Raw genomic sequence first — 20,812 nt, 5'->3', positions numbered from 1 at the left:
GGTTTAGTCCTCCCTGGCAGCAATGGCGGGTTGAGCGTCAGCCGCCGGGGCGGCGGACACCGTTTGAGGGCTCACTTCCATGCCCGGCATAAAGACTTTTTGCACCCCGTTGACGATTACCCGATCGCCAGCAGCGAGCCCTTCGCTGATAACCGTGCGTTCATCCACCTGGCGCCCTGTGGCGACCGGGCGCCGCTGGGCCAGATTGTTCTCATCCACCACGTAGACGTAGCGGCGATCCTGGTCGGTCAGAACCGCCTTGCCATCCACCAGCAATGCTTGCTCCAACCGCGCGACCGGCATTTCGACCCGCGCAAACTCCCCGGGCCGAATGCGGCCGTCCGGGTTGGCCAGCACCGCCCTGAACTGCAGGGTGCCCGTGTTGGGATTCAAACGGTTGTCGATAAAGTCCAGGGTGCCTTTGTACTGGCGCTGCGGGTCACCGCCAAGCTCGATATTCAGGCTGTTCGACGCGTCACTGGTGAGAAGTGTCTGGCTGGCAAAGGCGGCCTGCTCGTCCGCCTCGAAGTAGACGTGTATTGGATCGATGCTCACCAGCGTGGTCAGCAGGCTCTGATCGGCGCTGGCGAGATTGCCCAGGGTCACCATGGCCCGACCGGCTCGGCCGCTGACGGGCGCCGTGATTCGGGTATACTCCAGATCAAGCTCGGCGGTATCCAGGGCGGCCTGGGCGGCATCCACCATGGCGCGGGCATTGTTCAGCGCCGCTTGACGCTGGTCATGCACCTCCTGAGAAATGGCCTGGCGCCCCAGTAACACACGGGCTCGCTCGGCTTCGCTTCCAGCCTGGGCGAGTTGGCTTCTGGCCTGGGCAAGGTCCGCCTGGGCGGCGCCGACCCGCGCCTGATAGGGCCGCTGATCGATCTGGAACAGCAGATCCCCCTGCTCGACCAGTTCGCCCTCTTCAAATGCCACTTCCTGGATATAGCCGCTCACCCGGGCTCTTAGCTCGACCGTTTCGGCGGCTTCCACCCGACCGGTGAATGACTCTCTCAACACCACCGGCTGGGCGACGATTTCCGCCACGTCGACTTCCGGCGGCGGCGGCGCTGCAGGCGCTGCCGCCTCCTCGCTCTGGGCCTCGCACCCGGTCAGCAAGGCCGTCAGCAGCAGAAACGGGATCACTGCCCGGCGGCTTGCCAGGCGGACGCTTTGAGACAAACTTCCCATGATGATTTGCTCCAGTGGCTACCCGTAACCGGTAGCAGCGTTCGTTATGGATTTCGCACCGCGCAGGCGGTTGACGATTAACTAGTCGTTTAAGCGCCGTCAGAATCGACAGTCATTTATTGTCATCAGGAGGGATTAAGGAGCTGGCATGGTCGAGCCGTTGGTACTGTCTATCCGACGTTACTCACCATAGGCGAGGCGTACGCGTTCGGGGTAGCGGGTTCCTGCGGGATGATTGCCTAATTCTGTCGAGGCGTATGAAAGGCGATACAGGAAGATCGCGTCAGCACATCGGTCCGCTTCTCACTATGGGCTTGATGACGATATGATGACATACCGCATGGGTTGTCGGTTTCTGCGGGGTGCTTGCCTGATTCTGCAATATACAATGAAAATACCTTCGATTAGTGGGGCGAAGGCATATACTGGAAGCTGTTAGGGAGGAAAGCCATTGACCGTTATTGCACCTGAGCAGATCACCCATTGCAGTGACAGCCTGCCCCAGCTGGGCCAGGTCGTCCGCCGCTGGTCGCCCCTGGAAGATATTCAGGATACGGCGATTGCCGAGGTTCAACTGGTGCGGGTTGATGCTCCCACCAGCTTTCACTGCGCGGTGTATGACCCCTGCCTGTGTTTTGTCATTCAGGGCAGCAAGACGGTGCTGCTGGGGGACAAGGAGATCGTATACTGCGGTCCGAGCTATATGGCAAGCGCCGTTCACCTGCCCGTGGTTGGCAGGATCGATCATGCCACCCCGGAGAAGCCCTTCCTGGCGGTCAAAGTCTCGGTGGATCCCCAAGAGGTGGCCGGGCTGATACTGGAACTGGGCGACAAGGCACCGCCCACGGGCCACGATGCCATCTCCTCAGAGATGGACTGCGGCTTGAAATCAGCCCCAATGGATGCCCGCATGCAGGGAGCGCTTTACCGCTTGTTAAGCCTGCTCGATGCTCCGGAAGATATACCGGTGCTTTCGCCCCTGGCCCGGCGGGAACTGATCTACCGGGCGCTGATGGGCGAGATGGGGCCGCATATGCGCCGCTTTGCCGCCTCGGACTCCCAGGCCAATCGGATTGCACAGGTCATCTATGCACTCAAAGAGCATTATGCGCAGCCACTCAAGATCCGCGAGCTGGCGGCGAGCGCCAATATGAGCGAATCGACGCTTTATCACAGCTTCCGCCAGGTCACCCGGATGTCGCCCCTGCAGTACCAGAAGAAGCTACGCCTGCACGAAGCCCGGCGTTTAATGCTCGCCGAGGGGCTTGAGGCGGCTACCGCCAGTTACCGGGTGGGGTATGAAAGCCCTTCCCACTTCAGCCGCGAATACAGCCGCATGTTCGGCGCGCCACCGCGTGCCGATGTTAGCCAGCTGCGCGCCGCCGGAGCGGCTCCGCTACCCGCTTAGTGAGCCGTTACATCCGACCCTGCCAAGCTTTTGCTGTGCCTGGATGGTAAACCTGACGCCCGAATCGAGCGGTTGGGTCCAGAGGCGACGCTCAAGCGACGCACAGACCTTGCCTTTATTACGTTTGCCGACGGCAATGACATCAACGAACAGCTCGTCTCAAGCAGGTGATAGCCCGCACAGTCGGCGAAGGGCCGTTACTGGGGCGTTACCCGCAGCAGCCTGCCTTGCGGGCTGTCGGTGAGCAGGTAGATCGCCCCTTCCGGCCCCTGGCGAACGTCGCGGATACGCGCCTCCAGCTCGCCGAACAGCCCTTCTACGTCTTCAGCATTTGCAGCGTCATCGGATAACCGCACGCGGCGCACTTCTTTATTGACCAGTGCGCCGACCAGCAAGTCGCCCTGCCATTCGGGAAACAGATCACCGCTGTAGAGCGCCATGCCGGAGGGCGCAATCGAGGGTGTCCATTCGAGTGCAGGCGGTTCGGTACCCGGGTAGTCTTCGAACGGCGTTACCCGTGCACCGGTGTAGTCCAGCCCGCCCGTGGCGATCGGCCAGCCGTAGTTAGCCCCTGCTTCGATGATGTTAATCTCGTCACCGCCGCGCGGGCCGTGTTCGTGGGCGATCAGCCGGTTATTGTCGGCGTCAAAAACCAGCCCCTGAACGTTGCGGTGGCCATAGCTGAAGATTTCCGGCTGGGCGTCGTCGTGCTCCACGAAGGGGTTGTCAGCCGGCACGCTGCCGTCGGAGTTCAGGCGCACAATGCTGCCGATGTGGCTTTCCAGCTGTTGCGCCTGTTCGCGATAGTCAAAGCCATCACCGAGGGTGAGGATCAGGGTATCGTCCGCCAGCCAGGCCAAACGCCCGCCGAAGTGAGCCGCGCCCTGCTTGGCGGGCTGGGCGCGAAAGATTTCGCTGACGTCTGCCAGGCCGTTGTCCTCGAGCGTGGCGCTGGCCAGGCAGGTGCGGTTGGCAAGTTCATTCCCGCAGGCGTAGCTGAGATAAAGCTGCTGGTCGTCTTCAAACCGTGGCGACAGCAGCACGCCAAACAGCCCCGCCTGGCCCGAGTCAAACACCTCGGGCACGCCGCTAAGCGATGCCTCGAGCGTGTCGCCTTCGGCGCTCAACAGCCGCAACCGCCCGGGGCGTTCGGTGACCAGCATGCGCCCGTCCGGCAGAAAGGCCAGCGACCAGGGATGCTCCAGCCCCTCGGCTAAGGTCTCGATTTGATAGGCGCCTTCAGCCTGGCTCTCCTCACCTTCCTGGGCCTGGGCTTGCTGTGCCTGGGCTTGCTGACCCGTGCCCAACGCGGCAGCCAGACTGCCTACCCCCAGGACCAGCGCCATGCCGGAGAACCCGCGCGGGCGGTTGGCATTGGCCATGCGTTTTCGCAGCCGCGCAAACAGCCAGCCCGCCACGCCCGCCGTTGCCAGCATGGCAATAAACCCGGCGACGCCGCGGGTGGCCGCAATCAAGGTCGGCGGCGGCGCCAGGGTATCGACCAGCCAAAGTGTCGCCCACAACCCCACGACCGCACCGCCTGTGCATAACAGCGCCAAAAACCGGCCGCCCAGCCAGCGTGACAGTGCCACCGCCACGGTTTGCGACACGACGAAGCCCACCGAAAACAGCACCGCATACAGCGGCGCAAAGCTGGCCAGGTCATGCAGGGTCGTGGCGATACGCGTCCCTGGTGGAATCTCGACGCCCAGCGCCTGAAGCGCGGCAAGATTGAACTGGGTCTGCACCACGCTACCCAACACCACGCCCACCAGCAGCGCGATGACAAAGTAGATCCCGGTCAGTGCCCAGCGGTGTTGGCGGATCATTAGCAGTCTCTTACGGCGGGTAATTTCATGGGAATAGTTGCTTCAGTATTGCGTTGACAGGTTGTTTTATTCAAATGACTTTTCCTGACGGTGCTGTTTCAGGGATCGAATGACGTCGCAATGCGGAGCGCCATGTAAGCCATATCTTACATGGCTATAGCTTTTGGCTTACAAAAAAAGCATTACAAAACTGGTAATATTAAGAAGACTTTATACGTAGCTTGCCTCTAGCGTATTGACGAATCTTGAGGCTTGTCGGTACCTCTCGATAAAAAACTCAAACCGACAAAATAAATCATTAGGGAATACCATGCTGAAACGTTCTTTGACTGCTGCTGTTGCACTGTTAGGCGCTACGACTGTACTGACCTTGAGCACCACCACCTTCGCCAACGATCATCGAGGCGATATCAATCCTTGGCAACATTGCGGTATCGGTGCCGCTATTTTTGATGACAACACCACTGCGGCTGCCATCTCGAATGTTATCTGGGATTCAGGCACTACCGCCGTCACGTCAGCCACAATCTCTCCCGATACCTGTGAAAGTGAAGAAGTCAAAGTCGCTCAGTTTATCGATGAAACCTACGACCAGCTGGCTATGGAAGCAGCCATCGGCGAAGGTGAGCACCTGACCGCTGCCCTGGGGCTTGTCGGCTGTGACGCCAGCAACTCAGCAAGCGTTGCCCAGCTGCGTAACGACCTGAGCACCGTCAGCGCGGACGCCAGCTATTCTTCCATGAGCCATGAAGACAAAGCTTACCGTTTCTACAACAGCCTGAATCAAGCGGCGACGAACTGTTCAGCCAGCTGATGCCTCCTGTGGGCTGGCCTTCCGCCAGCCCACTCCGCTTCTCTAAAGGATATTTCGCGCATGCGGCGGCTTTGGCTGACGACCCTGTTGCTTTGTTCACTGTCTAGCACCCTGTTACACGCAGAAGAATCGACCCTCTCGCAACATCCCCAATGGCTTTCGCTACTGCATTTCGACCGCCATACGCCATTTTCCCCGCCGCGTAGCGCCGTGATCGATGACGCTTTCTTTCTTGCTGAAAATGGCCGCTACGATCCTCATGCCGAACTGGACGCGACGCTTGCTGCCTTGCGCGAGCCCCCCAGCGCGACGGGGACGCATGCAAGCTGTCAGTTTCCCGCGCGGGCAATGTGGCTCTCGTCCAAAACGGGCGAGCAGTGGCCAAGCGCTGACTGCCCTGAGTTCAGCGAGTGGCAGTCAACGCATCATGGCGCCGGCCTAGGCCTGATGTTTGCAACCGGGTATCTTGGTAACCCCGCCTCCTTTTTTGGCCACATCATGCTGCACTCGGCTTCCGGCCAGAGCATTGGCGCGTCGTCGGATCCACAGCACCTTTTGGATACCAGCTTGAACTTTGGCGCGGATGTGCCAAGCAATGACGGCATGATTACCTACATGGCCAAGGGCCTTTTTGGCGGCTATAACGCAACCTTTTCCAATGCATCCTTCTATCGCAATGCCACGCTTTATTCCGAACGAGAGATGCGTGATTTATGGCATTACCAATTACGCCTGACGGATCAGGAAGCATCGCTGTTGACAGCACATCTTTTCGAAATTGTGGGGCAGGATTACGAGTATCTTTTTTTATCCCAGAACTGCGCGTCGCGAATCGCGCGCACCCTTGAACTGGTTATCGATGAGGATCTGACGCCTGGTATCTCTCCATGGGTTGCGCCTGAAGACCTGTTAAGAACCTTGAGTACCGCAGAGCATCATGGCCAGCCTTTGCTCGCCGACACGCGCCACATCCCATCACGACGGCTCACGACCCAGCGCCAGTTCACTGCGCTGAATGAACGCCAGCAAAGAGCGGCGAATGCCGTATGGCAAGAGGAAGATGACCTGCGGCTGCAGGCGCCTGAATTTACCAAGCTGCCTGCTGCTCAACGCAGTGACGTGCTGGACACGCTGCTCAGTCATGCCTCTTTTCTGCGCCAAACCGGCGATACAGAGCAACTGCCGGAAATTGAACGGCAACTGCTGCAAGCGCGATTGCGCCTTCCGCAAGGAGATACGCAGGCGAACCACCCCAAACCGCCTGCGATACACGAAGTAGCGCCACCCGCATTGGTTAACGTCAGCGGCGTCCATAACAGCCACTCTCATCATGCGCTACGCATGAAATTTCGACCGCTTCAGTACGATTTACTGGATACCAATCGGGCACGCATGCCCAACTCGGCGGTTGAAATTGCCAACGTCGAAATCAACGCCGACGAACAAGGCGTGTCATTGCAGCGTTTTGATCTTTTTAACATTACCAACCTTCACACCAACGCCATTACGTTGCCCACCCTGCCACAAACCGCTTGGCAAATATCGGCGGGTATCCACCGAAACCGCTTAAGCTGCCGCCGCTGCTTCGATGGTGTGGCCAATCTGCTGGGTGGAAAATCATGGTCGCTAGGCTCCCACCTGCCGTATGCCTTGGCGGGTGCCCAGTTGCGCACTCAACGGCATTACGAGGGGGTCGCCGTACCGATGATCAAAGCGGGCATTATCAGTAGCTGGTCGTCGCGCCAGCGCACCCACTTACAGCTGACCCATCGCCGTAACCTTGGTTACGATGACCGTCAGCGGACGGAGTGGCAACTACAGCATCGGGTAGCGCTATCCACCGAGTGGGATATCCGGCTTGAACTTCAGCGTGACCAATCGGCTACCGAAGCGAGCCTTGGTTTTTCTCGATACTTCTAGTGATAGATGCAAACCAGCCCAATGGCACAACGGTGTCATCAATACGCTTATCCAGGTGGCATGCCCTTTGGCTTTAACGCAGCAATCCATGTACGCTTATTGAACAAACATTCAATAAAGGGAAACAATTATGCAACGTCTTCCGCTAGTGTCTGCCGTATCGCTAGGTCTTTTCGCGGGTGCTGCCACGACCGCCGTATTGGCGGATACCTCGCCGTTGGAGCAGCAGCTAAAAGATCTGGAAGAATTCCAGGTCATCGCCCACCGGGGCGCCAGCGGCCACGCGCCGGAGAGCACCATGGCAGCCTATGAACTGGCCCATGAGTGGGGCGTCGATTACCTGGAGCTGGACGCCCAGCTATCGTCCGATGGTGAAGTGGTGGTGTTTCATGATGACACCATAGACCGTACCAGCGACGGCGAAGGTGCGATCAACGACTACACCCTGGAAGAGTTGAAAGCGCTGGACACCGGCACCTGGTTCAACGAGGCAAACCCCGATAGCGCAAGCGATGACTTTGCAGGGGCAGAGATGCTCACCCTGGATGAGCTGTTCGAGCACTTTGGCCACGATGCCCGCTACTATATCGAGACCAAGTCGCCCCAGTTGAACCCGGGCCTGGAAGAAGCCCTGGTGGAAAAGCTGGAAGAACACGACATGATCGAGAGCGGCCGCGTACTGGTGCAGTCCTTCGAGCAGGACAGCCTGTTGAAAGTGCAGGCATTAAACGCTGACGTGCCGCTGATCCAGTTGGTGTGGTATTACCCGAGCGAAGCAGAGGATTCGAAACTGGTGGAGTGGACAGGCGTGACGCCGGGGCCCGCCGAGATTACCGATGAAGACTTCCAGGCAGTCGCCGATTATGCCGTGGGTATCGGCACGAACTACATTTATGACGGCCGGGAAGTCATTGACGCCGACTTTATCCAGCAAGCCCAGGAAAACGGCTTGCCGGTACACGTCTATACCATCAACGAAACCGAGGAAATGGAGCGTCTGATGGACATGGGCGTCAACGGCCTGTTCACCGACTACCCTGACCGCCTGCTGGAACTGGTGGAATAAACACCCACCAGCCGTCCGTATAAGACGCCCGAATTAGCCGGGCGTCGCAGGCCGCTGAAAGTCGTTGATGGTGATACTGGCAAACTTTTCCAGGAAGAACACCAAGGACTCGGGATGGCGGAAGCGTTCGCTGAAAGCCTCCTGACCCTCCGGCGAGTGGCGAGTGATATTGGCCTCGTACTCGTTACCTACCTTGAACACATTGGCATGGTTTTCACGCTCGCCTTCGCGGTGAACCGCGGTGAGCGCTGTTTGCTGCTGAAGCATGACCCTCAATCGGTTGGCATCACTTCTCTCGTCTTCCGTGGCCCACAGAGGCTGATCACGGTTACCGTAGTGATAGAGCATAATCGCCAGCAGAATGGCAAAGATGCTGCTGGTCAGCACCCATGTCAGCGTGACGCCTGACACCGACATTTGCAGCATCACCACGAATTGCACGACCGCACCGACGGCCAGGGCAACCGCCAACGGTCGCCACATGCGCGGATTCATCATGCTGCGCTGAAGGCTTATCCCCCATAGCCCCAGCACGGCAAAAAAACCGACGACCAGATACACCGCCGCGAGCAGCGTACCGCCCCCCATCAGCACGGCAATAATACCGATTACCAGTAACAGACTATAAAAGGCTGCCAGCAGGCAGTAGGCACGCTTTAGGGTCATTAGAACCTCCTGAGCCAGATTGTTGTTATGCGGGGTCTTCACAGTCGAGTATAGCCAATTCACCCGAGCATGCCCGGCGGCCTCTCGGAGGGTGTTGCCCCCCTGAAACCGGATAGCGACCGGTTTCTTGGTCAAACGTCAATCATCAGATCACTGCAGATACAAAAACCAACCCTTGAGTTGCAGTAAAAAGCTTGTTGCACAACGCACTAAACCATGTGTCACGCTATACTTAGATAGTGGTTTCAACGAAAAACGACGCTTGGATGCACTTATGACCGATACATCACGCCAGTCGACTCGGCAATCCTGGAATCCCGAAGGATATGCCCAGCATGCCCACTTCGTCCCCGACATGGGCAGTGAGGTGCTTGCGTTGCTTGCCCCCAAGCAGGGTGAGCGGATTCTGGATCTGGGTTGCGGCGATGGTGTGTTAACCGAACGCATCGCCAAGAGCGGGGCTAAGGTGGTGGGGATCGATGCCTCGCAAGAGATGGTCCGCGCCGCCCAGGAGCGCGGGATCAATGCACGCGTCATGGATGCCTACCAGATGCCGTTCGATCAGGAATTCGACGCGGTGTTCAGCAACGCGGCGCTGCACTGGATGCTCGACCCTCAAGCGGTACTGGCCAGTATCAAACGCGCCCTGAAACCGGGCGGGCGTTTTGTCGCCGAATTTGGTGGGCATGGCAATGTCGCCGCTATTTGCACCGCGTTGATTGGCGCGCTGCAGTTCCGCGGTATCAGCGCCCGCGGCCGCTACCCCTGGTATTTCCCCACGGCGGAAGATTATCGCCACCTGCTGGAAACCGCCGGGTTCAAGGTCCAGTCGATTGAGCTTATCCCCCGTCCAACGCGTCTCCCCACCGGCATGACCGGCTGGCTGAATACCTTCGCCAGCCCTTTCTTTCATGGCCTGGAGGATGATTTGCGTGAATCAGTGATCGACAACACCCAACTGCTATTGGCCCACAGCCTGCGCGATGCACAGGGCAACTGGACCGCCGATTACGTCCGTTTAAGGGTATCGGCTAGCGTCTGACCCGCGTGGCCCCGCCTCCCTTGAGGCGGGGCCACGCTTTACACCTTGCTAGAACTCATCCCACTCATCGTTATCCTGCTGCGCGGTAGCCGGTTGCTGCTTGCTGCGCGGACGTTCTGCACCCGGCGCCGCCAGTGTGGCGTTGGGCTGCGAGGGCGAGGCGTCAGGCTTGTGAGTATCCGTGCTGGGCTGGGCGGCATCGCCTTCTTCCAGGCGGAAGGTGGCCATCAGGGCGGCAAGCTGTTTTGCCTGACCTTCCAGCGAGGCAGCGGCCACATTGGTTTGCTGCACCAGCGCGGCATTTTGCTGGGTCACCGAGTCCATTTCCGTCAAGGCGGCGTTTATCTGTTCGATGCCGTTGTTCTGTTCCCGCGTGGCGGTGGAGATTTCACTGACCAGCGTGGTGACCTGACGGATGGAATCCACAGTGTCATTGATCGTTTCACCGCTTCTCTCGGCCTGTTGCGCGCCCTGATGAATCTGGCCGGTGGTGGCCTCGATCAATTGGCGAATCTCTTTGGCCGACTCGGCACTGCGGCTTGCCAACTGGCGCACTTCGCTGGCAACCACGGCAAACCCGCGCCCCTGCTCGCCAGCACGCGCCGCTTCCACCGAGGCGTTCAACGCCAGAATATTGGTTTGAAAGGCAATCGAGTCGATCACGCCAATGATATCGTTGACGCGCTCTGCACTGGTGGCAATATCACGCATCAATTGCACTGTGTGGGCCACTTCCTTGCCACCACTTTCCGCTGATTGCGACGCCGACACCGACAGCTGATCCGCCTCTTGTGCGGTTTCGGTATTACGGCTCACCGCGGTGGCCATTTGCTCCATGCTGGAGGCGGTTTGCTGAAGCGCGGAGGCCTGCTGCTCCGTACGCGCGGAGAGGTCCTGGCTCCCCGCGGAAATATCGCCGGTACCGCTGAATACGCTATCGCTGCTTTCGCGCAGCGAGACCACCAGCGATTTAAGCTTGGTCTGCATATAAGCCAACCCTTTATAAAGTTGACCTACCTCATTGCGTCCCCGGTCTTCGATGTTGGCAGTTAAGTCGCCGTTGGCGATACGTTCGAAGTGCCCCACCGCCTCGCGCAGCGGCGTGACCAGCCCACGCACGATTACCATGCGCATGATCAGCGTCGCCAGCACGGCCGCAACCAACAGGACAATGGCGATGATACCGACGATACGGTTCAGCGAAGAGACCTCGACCAGCATGGCATCGCTGCGCTGATTGGCATAATGGGTGAACGCCTGCATGGCCTCGTCAAAGGCCATACCCTGCTCGCTTAACTCTTCCTGACTGCGTTGAACCTGGAACGGCGCCGCCTCCAGCAGAGGTTTAATACCCTCGGTCACGAACGCATCGTAGGTCGCCACCATGTCGTTAACGTATTCCGTGCGGGGATCATCCTCGGCAAGCTCGACCTGTCGGAACTGCTCAAAACGCTCGTCGGCGGCTTCAACGGCGGCCTGGGCCATCGCCTGGCTCTCCTGACCTTTTTCCGGGTTCCCTTGCATGCTGAAACTGGCATAGCGATCAAGAAACGTCTGGGCACGCAGTGCGTTGACCTGGGTGCGGTTGGCAGCGTTGGCCAGCTCTCCGTTGTTGATGGCCAGTTCGTGCAGCGCGTTTTCGCTGGTGGTATTCGAGTAGAAGCCCAGCCCGCCAATCAGCCCGATCATCAGCAGTAAGATAACCAGCGCGGCGGTCAGGCTCCATTTAATCGAGAGGTGCTTCATCCTGTTGATCCCTTGGCTTTTTTAAAAATAGGTATCAACGCCTATCGGCAAGGAACGCAGAAAATGAAGTCGCGCTAGAGAAATATAGACTTTGGTCTAATAAAAAACCCGATGACGAGCGGTCGGCTCGTCATCGGGCAGTCACCTAAGCTAGCGTTGGATTGGCTTTAAAACGTTAGGGATTGGCTTTAAAACGTTAGATAGTTGCCATGTCGATGACGAAACGGTAGCGAACATCGCCTTTCTCCATCCGCTCGAAACCTTCATTGATGTTGTTGATATCCAGCATTTCAACATCGCAGGTAATCCCCTGGTCGGCGCACAGCTTCAGCACTTCCTCGGTTTCTGCAATACCACCAATCAGCGACCCGGCGACCACACGGCGCTTGAAGACCAGGTTGAACCCTTCAATGGCCGGTTCAATCGGCTCCAGCAGACCCACAATAATGTGTGTACCGTCATACTTGAGAGACGCCAGGTAAGGGTTAATGTCGTGCTGGACCGGCACGGTATCGAGCATGAAGTCGAAGGTTTCTGCTACGGCGTCCATCTGCGCCTGGTCGCTGGATACCACAACGTGGTCGGCACCGTTACGCTTGGCTTCTTCCACCTTGGCATCCGAGCGGGTAAATACGGTGACTTCGGCACCCAGCGCTTTGGCCAGTTTGACGCCCATATGGCCCAGGCCACCCATGCCGATAATACCAATCTTGTGGCCTTCACCCACACCGTGGTGCTTGAGGGGCGAGTAGGTGGTAATACCGGCGCACAAGATCGGCGCAGCAGACGCCAGGTCAATGCCATCGGGCATTTTCATCACAAAGTGATCGCTGACCACGATCTTGTTGGAGTAACCCCCTTGGGTCATGGTGCCATCCTGGCGGTCTTCGCTGCCATAAGTCATGGTAAAGCCGTTCAGGCAGTACTGTTCCACGCCATCCTGGCAGGCCGAGCAGGTACGGCAGGAATCCACCATGCAACCAACGCCGACAATATCCCCCTCTTTGAAGCGGGTTACCTTGTCACCAACGGACGTCACGCGGCCGACGATTTCATGCCCGGGGACAATCGGATATTGGGTCATCCCCCAATCGTTTTTAGCGAAGTGCAGGTCACTGTGGCAAACGCCGCAATACATGATATCTATAGCGACATCGTCCTGGCGGGGCTCGCGGCGGTCAAAGGTAAACGGGGCTAGCGGTTTTTCAGCAGAAAAGGCGGCGTAGGCTTTTGCTTCACTCATCAAATAAGGCTCCTTGTTGAGGTGATTCCCTGATAACTAGGGACTGATATCCAGTATTGACCCCATAGACACTTTTAGCGATGAATGAAGCTACGAAACTTTTGCACGATCCTCCACATAATTGCTATAAAATAACAAAATATGCCTAAAAATATGTCACGATTATTTCCATTAATGGAAATAATACCATGAGGCCGCTATGCAAAACGACATCGCCAGCCCAGGCGTCGACGAAACGCCGGTCATCAGCGAGCTGGCCGAAGCCATCACCCCATTGGTGGGTCAACAAGGCATGACGCCTACCCCATTGAGCGGCGTATCGCTCCTCAGCCTTGACCGCCACCAACCGCGGACGCCTCTGCTTTATCAGCCTAGCCTGATTATCATCGCCCAGGGGCGAAAGATCGGCTATCTGGGCGATAGGGAAATTCATTACAACCCGGGCCAGTACCTGGTGCAGACCCTGCCCTTGCCGTTTGAATGTGAAACCTACGGCTCGCCTGAAGCGCCCTTGCTTGGTGTCTCTATCCAACTGGAGCCCGCTCTGCTCAGCGAGATGGTCACCACCATGGGCGATGCACCCAACCACAGCCACGCCACGCTGCCCATGGCATCGGTGGCCATGACGCCGGGCATGCAAGCGGCTGTATCCCGCCTGGTGAGCGCCCTTCATGAGCCTGCAGAACTCAACACAATGGGCACGGCTCGGATACGCGATGTGGTCTTTGAAGCATTGAAAGGCGAACAGGGGCCAGCGCTCAAGGCCTTGGTGCGCGGGCACGGCCATTACGCTCGCATCGTTCAAGTGCTGTCGTTGCTGCATCGTGATTTCGCCAACGATTACAGCGTTGATCAGCTAGCCCGGCAGGCGAATATGAGCCCTTCGACCTTTCATCAGCACTTCAAACAAATCACCCGGGCATCGCCGACCCAGTACATCAAGCAACTGCGGTTGATCAAGGCCCAGCAACTATTGCTGCAGGACGCCCATAACGTCAGCCAGGCGGCACAGGCGGTGGGCTACCGCAGCGTGCCGCAATTCAGCCGCGACTATAAGCGCTATTTTGGCGACGCGCCGTTGCAGCATCGTCGCCAGGAACAGGCCATGCGCTCTTGAGCATGCGCTCTTGAGACTATGTTATCTCGAAAAAAGGGCTATTTAGCGAATAACTGGCTCATGTCCTTGAAGGCCTTGAACTCCAGCGCATTGCCACACGGGTCGAGCAGGAACATGGTGGCCTGCTCGCCCACTTCACCCTTGAAACGTACGTAAGGCTCGATCACGAAGTCGGTGTCACGGGCCTTGAGGCGTTCTGCCAGCGCCTCCCACTCGTCCCAGCCAAGCACCACACCAAAATGCGGTACCGGTACATTGTGACCATCGACCGGATTGGTGTGGACTTCTTCCTGGCCTGGCGTTTTGGGGTGTTCATGTATCACCAGCTGATGACCGAAGAAGTTGAAGTCGACCCAATGATCGCTTGAGCGACCCTCAGACAAGCCAAAGACGTCGTTATAAAACGCACGCGCGGCATTCAGATCGTAGACGGGAATTGCCAGATGGAACGGGGAAAGGCTCATGGTTATCTCCTGAAGCATGAATGGTGTTTATGGCACTTTTGGGTTGGCCAACGCCTTGCGCCAGCCAGGCCGGATTGCCTTATCCTAGAGCGCGCCGCGCAAAAATAAAATCCATTCCGCGTTGATAATAGCGTTTTGAAACGCTAAAAGGTGCTTCAATCGAGCGTGCAAGGAATCAACAGATGAACCCGGAAGACCTGGAAAAACTGGTGACGCGTAAAATGCCCTTCGGCAAATATGAAGGCTGGCTGATTGCCGACTTGCCCGGCCCCTACCTGAACTGGTTTGCCAGAGAGGGTTTCCCAACCGGCGAAATCGGTCGACTGCTGCACTTAATGCATGAGATCGACCATAACGGCCTGAGCGGCCTGCTCGATCCACTGCGCAAAGGATAGCGTGGTTGCAACGGCCCCTTTCGAGATTCAAGCGTGTCGCGATTCAAGCGCCTTGTCACGCTCAGCGATATAAAGCGCTTCATGCTGGCGGGCCTCAGCAGGGAAACGCCCCAGGGCCACCGCCTGTTCAAAAAAGCCCGCGGCGGGAAGCCCCGCACCTTGGCGGCTGACGACCAATGCCGCGACCATTGGCCGACCGGCGGCCACATCCTCTTCCATGAGCTGCTCGAGTGCCTGAGCAACACGCTGGATCGTGCGGGGTGGCGTAAGCCCTAGCGCATTTGCCACCTGCTGATAGGTCATGGGCAATGCATCGCGAGGCGCGTTTGCCATCAATGCGCGCACCTGTTTTGCTATGGCGGAGTGGTTATCGCGTTGGGGCATCGTGGTCAGAGGCTCTCTTATCAGGGAAAACAGGCATACCGATCAATAGCTGGTTATGCTGAAGATAACTTGAACATGTTAACGCTTTAAACCCAGGGAGAAAGGCATGGCAACACCATCAAGCGCTCAGCACCCGAAAGGGGGCAAATGGCCCGCCCTATTGGCATGGTTGAGCGTGCTTGCTCTGCTCGGGGCCGCCATACTGATGGGCCTTGCAGGCCCCGCTTACCGCTGGGAGTTCATCCCACTCGGCGATGCCTTCAGCCTGCTGCGTTATGGCGTCTACCTGGCCGCCGCTGCCGGGGCCCTGAGCCTACTACTGCTGATCCTCGGCGCGATAACCCGCCGCTTTGGCGCGGGTGTCGTGGCGATTGTCGTCCTTTCCGGCACCGTCGCGCTGCTTTATTTGCCGTGGCAGCATTGGCAGCGTGCTCAGCAGGCACCGGTGATTCATGATATTACCACCGACACGCAGAACCCACCGGCCTTTGATGCCTTGCGCGATACCAGAGAAGCCGCGCCCAACGCCGTTGATTATCCCGGTGAAGAAACCGCTCGCCAACAACAGGAAGCTTACCCTGAGGTGGCGCCTCTGGTGGTATCGGCACCGGCGCCGAGCGTTCTTGGCGCGGCTCAGGCGGAGGTGGAAGCCGCTGGCTGGCAGATTGAAACGGTGACTAACAATACCATTGAGGCAACGGCCACCACCCCCTGGTTTGGCTTCAAGGATGACGTGGTGATTCGCCTGACCGAGCAGGAAAACGGCGTAAGGGTGGATATGCGCTCGGCGTCGCGGCTGGGCGCAAGCGATGTCGGCACCAACGCATTACGCATTGACACCTTCCTTGATCGCCTGCGTGAACGACTTGAATAGAACGTCAGTGGATCTGCTTTGCCTGCGGGATAGTGTCGCGACGAACCATCGGCTCGGCATCCAGCGAGGCTATCGGCACCTCCAGATTTTGCGGTATATCACCGCTTAGCTGTAAGGCCTGGTAGCGCAGCGCACATACGCGCAAGAACGATGTGAAGTTGCCCGCATCATGCCCGGCGGCGATGGATTCGTGATACAGCCGCGTGATCATTTGCGCCGTGTTCATACCGTCACGCCGGGCAATTTCACCGAGTATCTGCCAGAAATAATTTTCCAGCCGTACGCTGGTCACCATGCCGTCAATGCGCAGCGAGTGGCTAGCGCTTTGCCAAAGCGTCGGGTCTGCATCGATAAACAGTTTGCACATCGCAACGTCTCTTCACCGTGATTCATATGTCCAGCATAGCCGCCATGGAGGACTACGCCCAGATCACCTGGGCGTAATCGTTTAGCGGCGATGATGTCAGCGATCCAGTACCGCCATGAACTGGGCGAGCCAGGCGGGATGTGCAGGCCAAGCGGGCGCGGTCACCAGATTGCCATCGGTCACTGCATCGGTCACCTCCAGGTTGGCGAAGCGCCCCCCGGCAAGCTCTACCTCAGGCTGGCAGGCCGGGTAAGCGGAGCACTGCCTGCCATCCAGCACCTTGGCAGCGGCTAACAGCTGCGCCCCGTGACAGATCGCTGCTACCGGTTTATCGGCCTCGAAAAAGTGCTGCACCATGGTGAGCACTTGCTTGTTCAGGCGAAGATATTCCGGCGCGCGACCACCGGGCACCACCAATGCATCGTAATCTGCCGGATCGATATCTGCGAAGGTCGCGTTGAGCGCGAACCGGTGGCCGGGTTTTTCAGTATAGGTCTGGTCGCCTTCGAAATCATGGATCGCCGTCGCCACGCTATCCCCCGCCTTTTTGTCGGGGCATACCGCGTCTACCTGGTGGCCCACCGCCATCAGCGCCTGGAACGGCACCATGGTTTCGTAATCTTCGGTGAAGTCGCCGGTAATCATTAAAATGCGCTTGCTGCTCATCTCAAGTCTCCTTGTTATCAGCAACGAGGTTATCAATCAGCGATCAACAACCGCATTGCTCAAGATAGCATTACCACGCGGAGTCGCGTGTGTATTGAGCGTAGCAAGCGTAGGTAAAAGACGGGTAGTAGGCCATTACTACACCCGCCACATCACCTTGCGTGATGCGGCGGGTACACAGGCTTTCTAGTTAAGACGGGGGGCGGCTTTTTGCTCCGGTAGCGATAAATGCCGCTGACCGGCGTCTTCACCAACCCGGAATCGGCTTACCAGCAGGTTCATGTCGCCGGCTCGCTCGTCGAGGGTCTGGCTTTCGGTGGAGGCTTCCTGCACCAGGCGGGCATTCTGGTGGGTCACCTGATCCAACTGGGCAATCGCCTGGTTGATCTGCTCGATGCCGGAAGACTGCTCATGGGTCGCCTGCGCGATTTCCGTCACGTAGCGCGTGACTTCACCCAGGCTCTCGACGATTTCCTGCAGGTGGGTACTGGAGGCGTTGACCAAATGCTCGCCTTCGCTGACCTTGGCCACGCTGTCGTCGACCAGATGGCGAATTTGTGCCGCTTCTTCAGCACTTCGCCCCGCCAGCTTGCGGACTTCCTGGGCCACTACGGCAAAACCGCGACCTTGTTCGCCTGCCCTCGCCGCTTCCACCGAGGCGTTCAGCGCCAGCAGGTTGGTCTGGAAGGCAATATCGTCAATGGCCTTGATGATGCTGGTGATTTTTTCGCTGGATTCGCGGATGTTGCCCATCGCCTCGGTCGTACGTTGAGCAACGTCGCCCGCAGAACGGGCGCGCTGGTCAACGCTGGTGCTCGCGCCTTTGGCATGATCAGCATAATCGGCGGTTTGCTTGACCGTCGCGGTAATCTGCTCAAGGCTGGAGGCAGTTTCCGCCAGCGAAGCCGCCTGTTGATCGGTACGCTGGGAAAGGTTTTCATTGCCGGTGGCAATCTGACGGCTGCTCGCGGCAATCGCCTCGGCACTTTCACGAATCTGCGCCACCATACCCTCAAAGGTATCCATCATGCGGTTGAAAGCCTGGGCCGTTTGCCCGACTTCGTCATTACGCTGCAGGTCCAGGCGCATGGAAAGGTCGGCGTTTTCACCGGCAGCTCCGCTGATACTTTCCATCTGACGCCGCATGGTCGTCAGCGGCCCCAGCACGCGGACCATGGTACGCCAGCCGAAGATTGCCAACAGCGCGATCACTACCAGGGTCACGACGATCAATAACGTGCGACCGGCATTGGCCAGCGTTTCTGCCCGCACTGCAGCGGTATCGGCCTGTTCGACCGCGTAGGCTTCCACGTCGGTCAAGGCGTCGCCCATTTGTGCCATTGCCTGGCTGACGTTATTCAGCTCGTTCTGGACTTGGGCATGGCGGTCCAACTGCTGTTGGCGCAGTGCATACACCGAGTTTTCGTCGCTGATCATCAAGCTTTCCAGCTCGACAATAATGTCGTCCAGCGCGTTTACCAACGCCATCTGCTCGGTGTCGGTGCTTGGTGCGCGCATGATCCCCGCCAGCGACTGTCGCGCCAGGCCAATCTGCTGACCGATCTGGTTGTGGCGCAGATTGACCAGTTCATCTTCACTTTCGACCTGCATCAGGCGTCGCCCCAGGTCGGCGAGCAACGCCACAGCGATGCGCACTTCACTGCTGAGCCGGGTGACATCCGCTTCATTGCTGAACAGATTATCCAGCAGGCCGGTAGGCAATGTGGTCATTCCGTCTTCGCGCCAGGCATTCAGGCGGTCTTCCAGCGCACGCTGTTCACGTACCTGAACCAGCGCGGTTCGCCCGGCGATATCCCCAGCACTGTTCATGACCTCACCGATCAACGCCTGCATCTCGGCTAGCTGCTCATTCATCCGTGCTTGCAGGGCAAGCTCTTCCTGGCGGACGTTTTGCAGCGAGGTATCGCTTTCAAGCAAGGCTTGGTAGTGCTCATCAAGGGCGGTCAAGTGGCTTGATCGGGTTTCGGCATCGTCGGCGGCCAGGTCATTGCGCGCCTGGCTGAAACGCTCATCAAGCGTTTCGCGTGGCGTAATGTCTGCCAGGTCAGCATTGCTTTCAGCCACCAGCAGATCAGCATGACGCTGGCCAAAAGCGCCCATCGTCGAGACCATTTCACGGCTGGCATTCTGCAATGGCATCACATCATTGGTGATGTAACGCTGCGAGTCGATCAGGCGTTGATTGGTTGTCCAGCCAGTGACGGCCAACACGACGGCACCGATAACGGCGGCCAGAAACAGGCCAATCAACATGGCACGTAAACTGAGTGTTTTTTTCATTGGACTAGCTTCGCTCGTATCAGGGTAAATGGCGTAACAGCAGCGGGTATGAGCGTTAGCGCAGCAGCGTTGACCACTCGACTAACTCAAATTGACCATCGGCAATAATCGTCGGCCAGACACTGTCACTGGCCTGGTGATCGTCAGGCCCCAGATGCAGCGGCTCCTCCAGGCCGATATCGATCTCGCCAAGCCCGAGCAGGCCGTCAACAATGGCTTCTCGATCCGGCGAATCACCTGCCGCCTTAACCCCTTCCACAAACAGTTTTGCCGCCAGATAACCTTCCAGGGAAACAAAGTCAGGTTCACTGCCATCGGCATAGGCGTCAAGCGCCTGGCGATATTCGTCGACCGCCGGTAGGTCCGAATCCAGGGGCGGCACAACCTGCGTCACGATCACGCCGTCTGCCTGGTCACCCAACTCGTTCAACAGCGCCTGACTGCCGACGAAGGACACATTGAGGAACACCGCGTCGGGCATGTCCTGGCGCGCTTCGCGAATAAAGTCGGCGGCGGGGCCATAGGTACCCACGATAATCACCGCCTTGGGCGTTTCAGCGGCTTGCAGTATGGTGGCCAGCCCCTGGTGGACATTGCGGGTACCGCGAGAAAAGCGGCCATGGGCCAGGTTATCGGTGCCGGTGAAGCCCTGCGCCTCGAGCGCTTGCTTCGCGCCGTTATAGCCCGCGTCGCCAAAACTGTCGTTTTGGGTAAAAAAGGCGATCTCTTGCGGCTCGATGCCCGCCTCTATCAGGCCATCCACCATGGCGGCGGTTTCCTGCACATAGCTTGCGCGGTAGTTGATGATGTAACGGTCGGGTGGCGATTTGCGTAGCACCCCCGCGCCGGTAAAGGCGCCAAACAGCAGCGTTTCGGCTTCGTTGTAAATCGGAATGGTGACGGTCGCGGTGGGGGTGCCCACATTGCCGATGGCTGCCAGGACATCCTCGTCCTGGACCACGTCGCGGGTATGGCGAGCAGCGGTGAGCGGGTCATACCGGTCGTCAAAGGCGGCAAGTGTCAGCGTTTCGCCATTGACGCCGCCGGACGCGTTGACTTCAGCAAAGTAGGTGTCGATCCCTTTTTTCATGCCCTGCCCAAGCGAGGCGGCCGGCCCGCTGTCAGGTGCTACAATGGCAAACTTGAGTTCCGCGTGGGCTGTCGAAATCGACACCACACTCGCCAGTAACGCTATCCAAAATCGTCGCATTGCCCTCTCCTTCCTCTGATCTGCTTGCCCTTTTTATTACCGAGTTCTGTCTGCCTACCACACATGGCCTGTCTCGGCGCTTTTTAAACACACCTTGCCAATACACTTT

Annotated in this window: 19 protein-coding genes; 8 read left to right on the top strand and 11 right to left on the bottom strand. The window is 58.3% G+C overall.

Annotated features, from left to right (window positions below):
- Positions 1–3 precede the first annotated feature (3 nt).
- Positions 4–1,191 carry an efflux RND transporter periplasmic adaptor subunit gene (locus tag BMX75_RS07485; protein WP_092826716.1) on the bottom strand — a complete coding sequence of 396 codons (1,188 nt, stop codon included), beginning with the start codon at positions 1,189–1,191 and terminating at the stop codon, positions 4–6.
- Between the two features lie 451 nt (positions 1,192–1,642).
- Between BMX75_RS07485 and BMX75_RS07480 the strand changes: the two genes are divergently transcribed.
- Positions 1,643–2,599 (top strand): AraC family transcriptional regulator, encoded by a 957-nt coding sequence (locus BMX75_RS07480; protein ID WP_092826714.1) that lies wholly within the window; start codon positions 1,643–1,645, stop codon positions 2,597–2,599.
- Between the two features lie 197 nt (positions 2,600–2,796).
- On the opposite strand, the gene BMX75_RS07475 is transcribed toward BMX75_RS07480, so the two are convergent.
- Complete coding sequence (locus BMX75_RS07475; protein ID WP_092826712.1) at positions 2,797–4,428, bottom strand: PQQ-dependent sugar dehydrogenase; 1,632 nt, start codon at positions 4,426–4,428, stop codon at positions 2,797–2,799.
- A 310-nt stretch (positions 4,429–4,738) separates the two neighbouring features.
- Between BMX75_RS07475 and BMX75_RS07470 the strand changes: the two genes are divergently transcribed.
- The 3 genes from BMX75_RS07470 (at position 4,739) to BMX75_RS07460 (ending at position 8,228) form a co-directional block, all read left to right on the top strand.
- Positions 4,739–5,242, top strand: coding sequence for a DUF3015 family protein (locus tag BMX75_RS07470; RefSeq protein WP_092826710.1), 504 nt, complete (start codon positions 4,739–4,741; stop codon positions 5,240–5,242).
- A gap of 60 nt (positions 5,243–5,302) precedes the next feature.
- A complete protein-coding gene (locus BMX75_RS07465; RefSeq protein WP_092826708.1) occupies positions 5,303–7,162 on the top strand; it encodes an Lnb N-terminal periplasmic domain-containing protein in 1,860 nt (619 codons plus the stop codon).
- A 130-nt stretch (positions 7,163–7,292) separates the two neighbouring features.
- Entirely contained in the window at positions 7,293–8,228 is a 936-nt protein-coding gene (locus tag BMX75_RS07460) for a glycerophosphodiester phosphodiesterase (RefSeq protein ID WP_092826706.1), read from the top strand.
- A 33-nt stretch (positions 8,229–8,261) separates the two neighbouring features.
- On the opposite strand, the gene BMX75_RS07455 is transcribed toward BMX75_RS07460, so the two are convergent.
- Complete coding sequence (locus BMX75_RS07455; protein ID WP_066321611.1) at positions 8,262–8,894, bottom strand: hypothetical protein; 633 nt, start codon at positions 8,892–8,894, stop codon at positions 8,262–8,264.
- A 274-nt stretch (positions 8,895–9,168) separates the two neighbouring features.
- On the opposite strand from BMX75_RS07455, the gene BMX75_RS07450 reads away from it, so the two are divergent.
- Positions 9,169–9,936, top strand: a complete 768-nt coding sequence (locus BMX75_RS07450) for a class I SAM-dependent methyltransferase (RefSeq protein WP_092826704.1) — start codon at positions 9,169–9,171, stop codon at positions 9,934–9,936.
- Between the two features lie 48 nt (positions 9,937–9,984).
- On the opposite strand, the gene BMX75_RS07445 is transcribed toward BMX75_RS07450, so the two are convergent.
- Together BMX75_RS07445 and BMX75_RS07440 are read right to left on the bottom strand one after the other, a co-directional pair.
- Complete coding sequence (locus BMX75_RS07445) at positions 9,985–11,682, bottom strand: methyl-accepting chemotaxis protein (protein WP_092826702.1); 1,698 nt, start codon at positions 11,680–11,682, stop codon at positions 9,985–9,987.
- Positions 11,683–11,878: 196 nt separating this feature from the next.
- Complete coding sequence (locus BMX75_RS07440) at positions 11,879–12,925, bottom strand: NAD(P)-dependent alcohol dehydrogenase (protein ID WP_092826700.1); 1,047 nt, start codon at positions 12,923–12,925, stop codon at positions 11,879–11,881.
- A 199-nt stretch (positions 12,926–13,124) separates the two neighbouring features.
- On the opposite strand from BMX75_RS07440, the gene BMX75_RS07435 reads away from it, so the two are divergent.
- Complete coding sequence (locus BMX75_RS07435; RefSeq protein WP_092826698.1) at positions 13,125–14,042, top strand: AraC family transcriptional regulator; 918 nt, start codon at positions 13,125–13,127, stop codon at positions 14,040–14,042.
- Positions 14,043–14,080: 38 nt separating this feature from the next.
- Here the strand turns inward: BMX75_RS07435 and BMX75_RS07430 are convergent, their stop codons facing one another.
- Positions 14,081–14,506, bottom strand: a complete 426-nt coding sequence (locus BMX75_RS07430) for a VOC family protein (RefSeq protein WP_066321605.1) — start codon at positions 14,504–14,506, stop codon at positions 14,081–14,083.
- A gap of 182 nt (positions 14,507–14,688) precedes the next feature.
- On the opposite strand from BMX75_RS07430, the gene BMX75_RS07425 reads away from it, so the two are divergent.
- The gene (locus tag BMX75_RS07425; RefSeq protein WP_092826696.1) at positions 14,689–14,901 is read left to right on the top strand and encodes a DUF3820 family protein; all 213 of its coding nucleotides are present in this window, start codon (positions 14,689–14,691) and stop codon (positions 14,899–14,901) included.
- Between the two features lie 27 nt (positions 14,902–14,928).
- Here BMX75_RS07425 and BMX75_RS07420 read toward each other — a convergent pair whose 3' ends face one another.
- Positions 14,929–15,234, bottom strand: coding sequence for a hypothetical protein (locus tag BMX75_RS07420; protein ID WP_245748431.1), 306 nt, complete (start codon positions 15,232–15,234; stop codon positions 14,929–14,931).
- Between the two features lie 157 nt (positions 15,235–15,391).
- Between BMX75_RS07420 and BMX75_RS07415 the strand changes: the two genes are divergently transcribed.
- Positions 15,392–16,159 (top strand): DUF1499 domain-containing protein, encoded by a 768-nt coding sequence (locus tag BMX75_RS07415; RefSeq protein WP_092826692.1) that lies wholly within the window; start codon positions 15,392–15,394, stop codon positions 16,157–16,159.
- A 4-nt stretch (positions 16,160–16,163) separates the two neighbouring features.
- Here BMX75_RS07415 and BMX75_RS07410 read toward each other — a convergent pair whose 3' ends face one another.
- From BMX75_RS07410 to BMX75_RS07395, 4 genes are all read right to left on the bottom strand, one after another.
- Positions 16,164–16,526, bottom strand: coding sequence for a ribbon-helix-helix domain-containing protein (locus BMX75_RS07410; protein ID WP_092826690.1), 363 nt, complete (start codon positions 16,524–16,526; stop codon positions 16,164–16,166).
- A 96-nt stretch (positions 16,527–16,622) separates the two neighbouring features.
- The gene (locus tag BMX75_RS07405) at positions 16,623–17,192 is read right to left on the bottom strand and encodes a DJ-1/PfpI family protein (protein ID WP_085917837.1); all 570 of its coding nucleotides are present in this window, start codon (positions 17,190–17,192) and stop codon (positions 16,623–16,625) included.
- Between the two features lie 186 nt (positions 17,193–17,378).
- Positions 17,379–19,493 carry a methyl-accepting chemotaxis protein gene (locus BMX75_RS07400; protein WP_092826688.1) on the bottom strand — a complete coding sequence of 705 codons (2,115 nt, stop codon included), beginning with the start codon at positions 19,491–19,493 and terminating at the stop codon, positions 17,379–17,381.
- Positions 19,494–19,548: 55 nt separating this feature from the next.
- Positions 19,549–20,703 carry an ABC transporter substrate-binding protein gene (locus BMX75_RS07395; protein WP_092826686.1) on the bottom strand — a complete coding sequence of 385 codons (1,155 nt, stop codon included), beginning with the start codon at positions 20,701–20,703 and terminating at the stop codon, positions 19,549–19,551.
- Between the last annotated feature and the right edge of the window lie 109 nt (positions 20,704–20,812).

The organism is Vreelandella subterranea (assembly GCF_900111305.1).
GTDB lineage: Bacteria > Pseudomonadota > Gammaproteobacteria > Pseudomonadales > Halomonadaceae > Vreelandella > Vreelandella subterranea.
The sequence above is the reverse complement of the archived record's forward strand: the minus strand, read 5'-3'. Positions and strand labels throughout refer to the sequence as shown.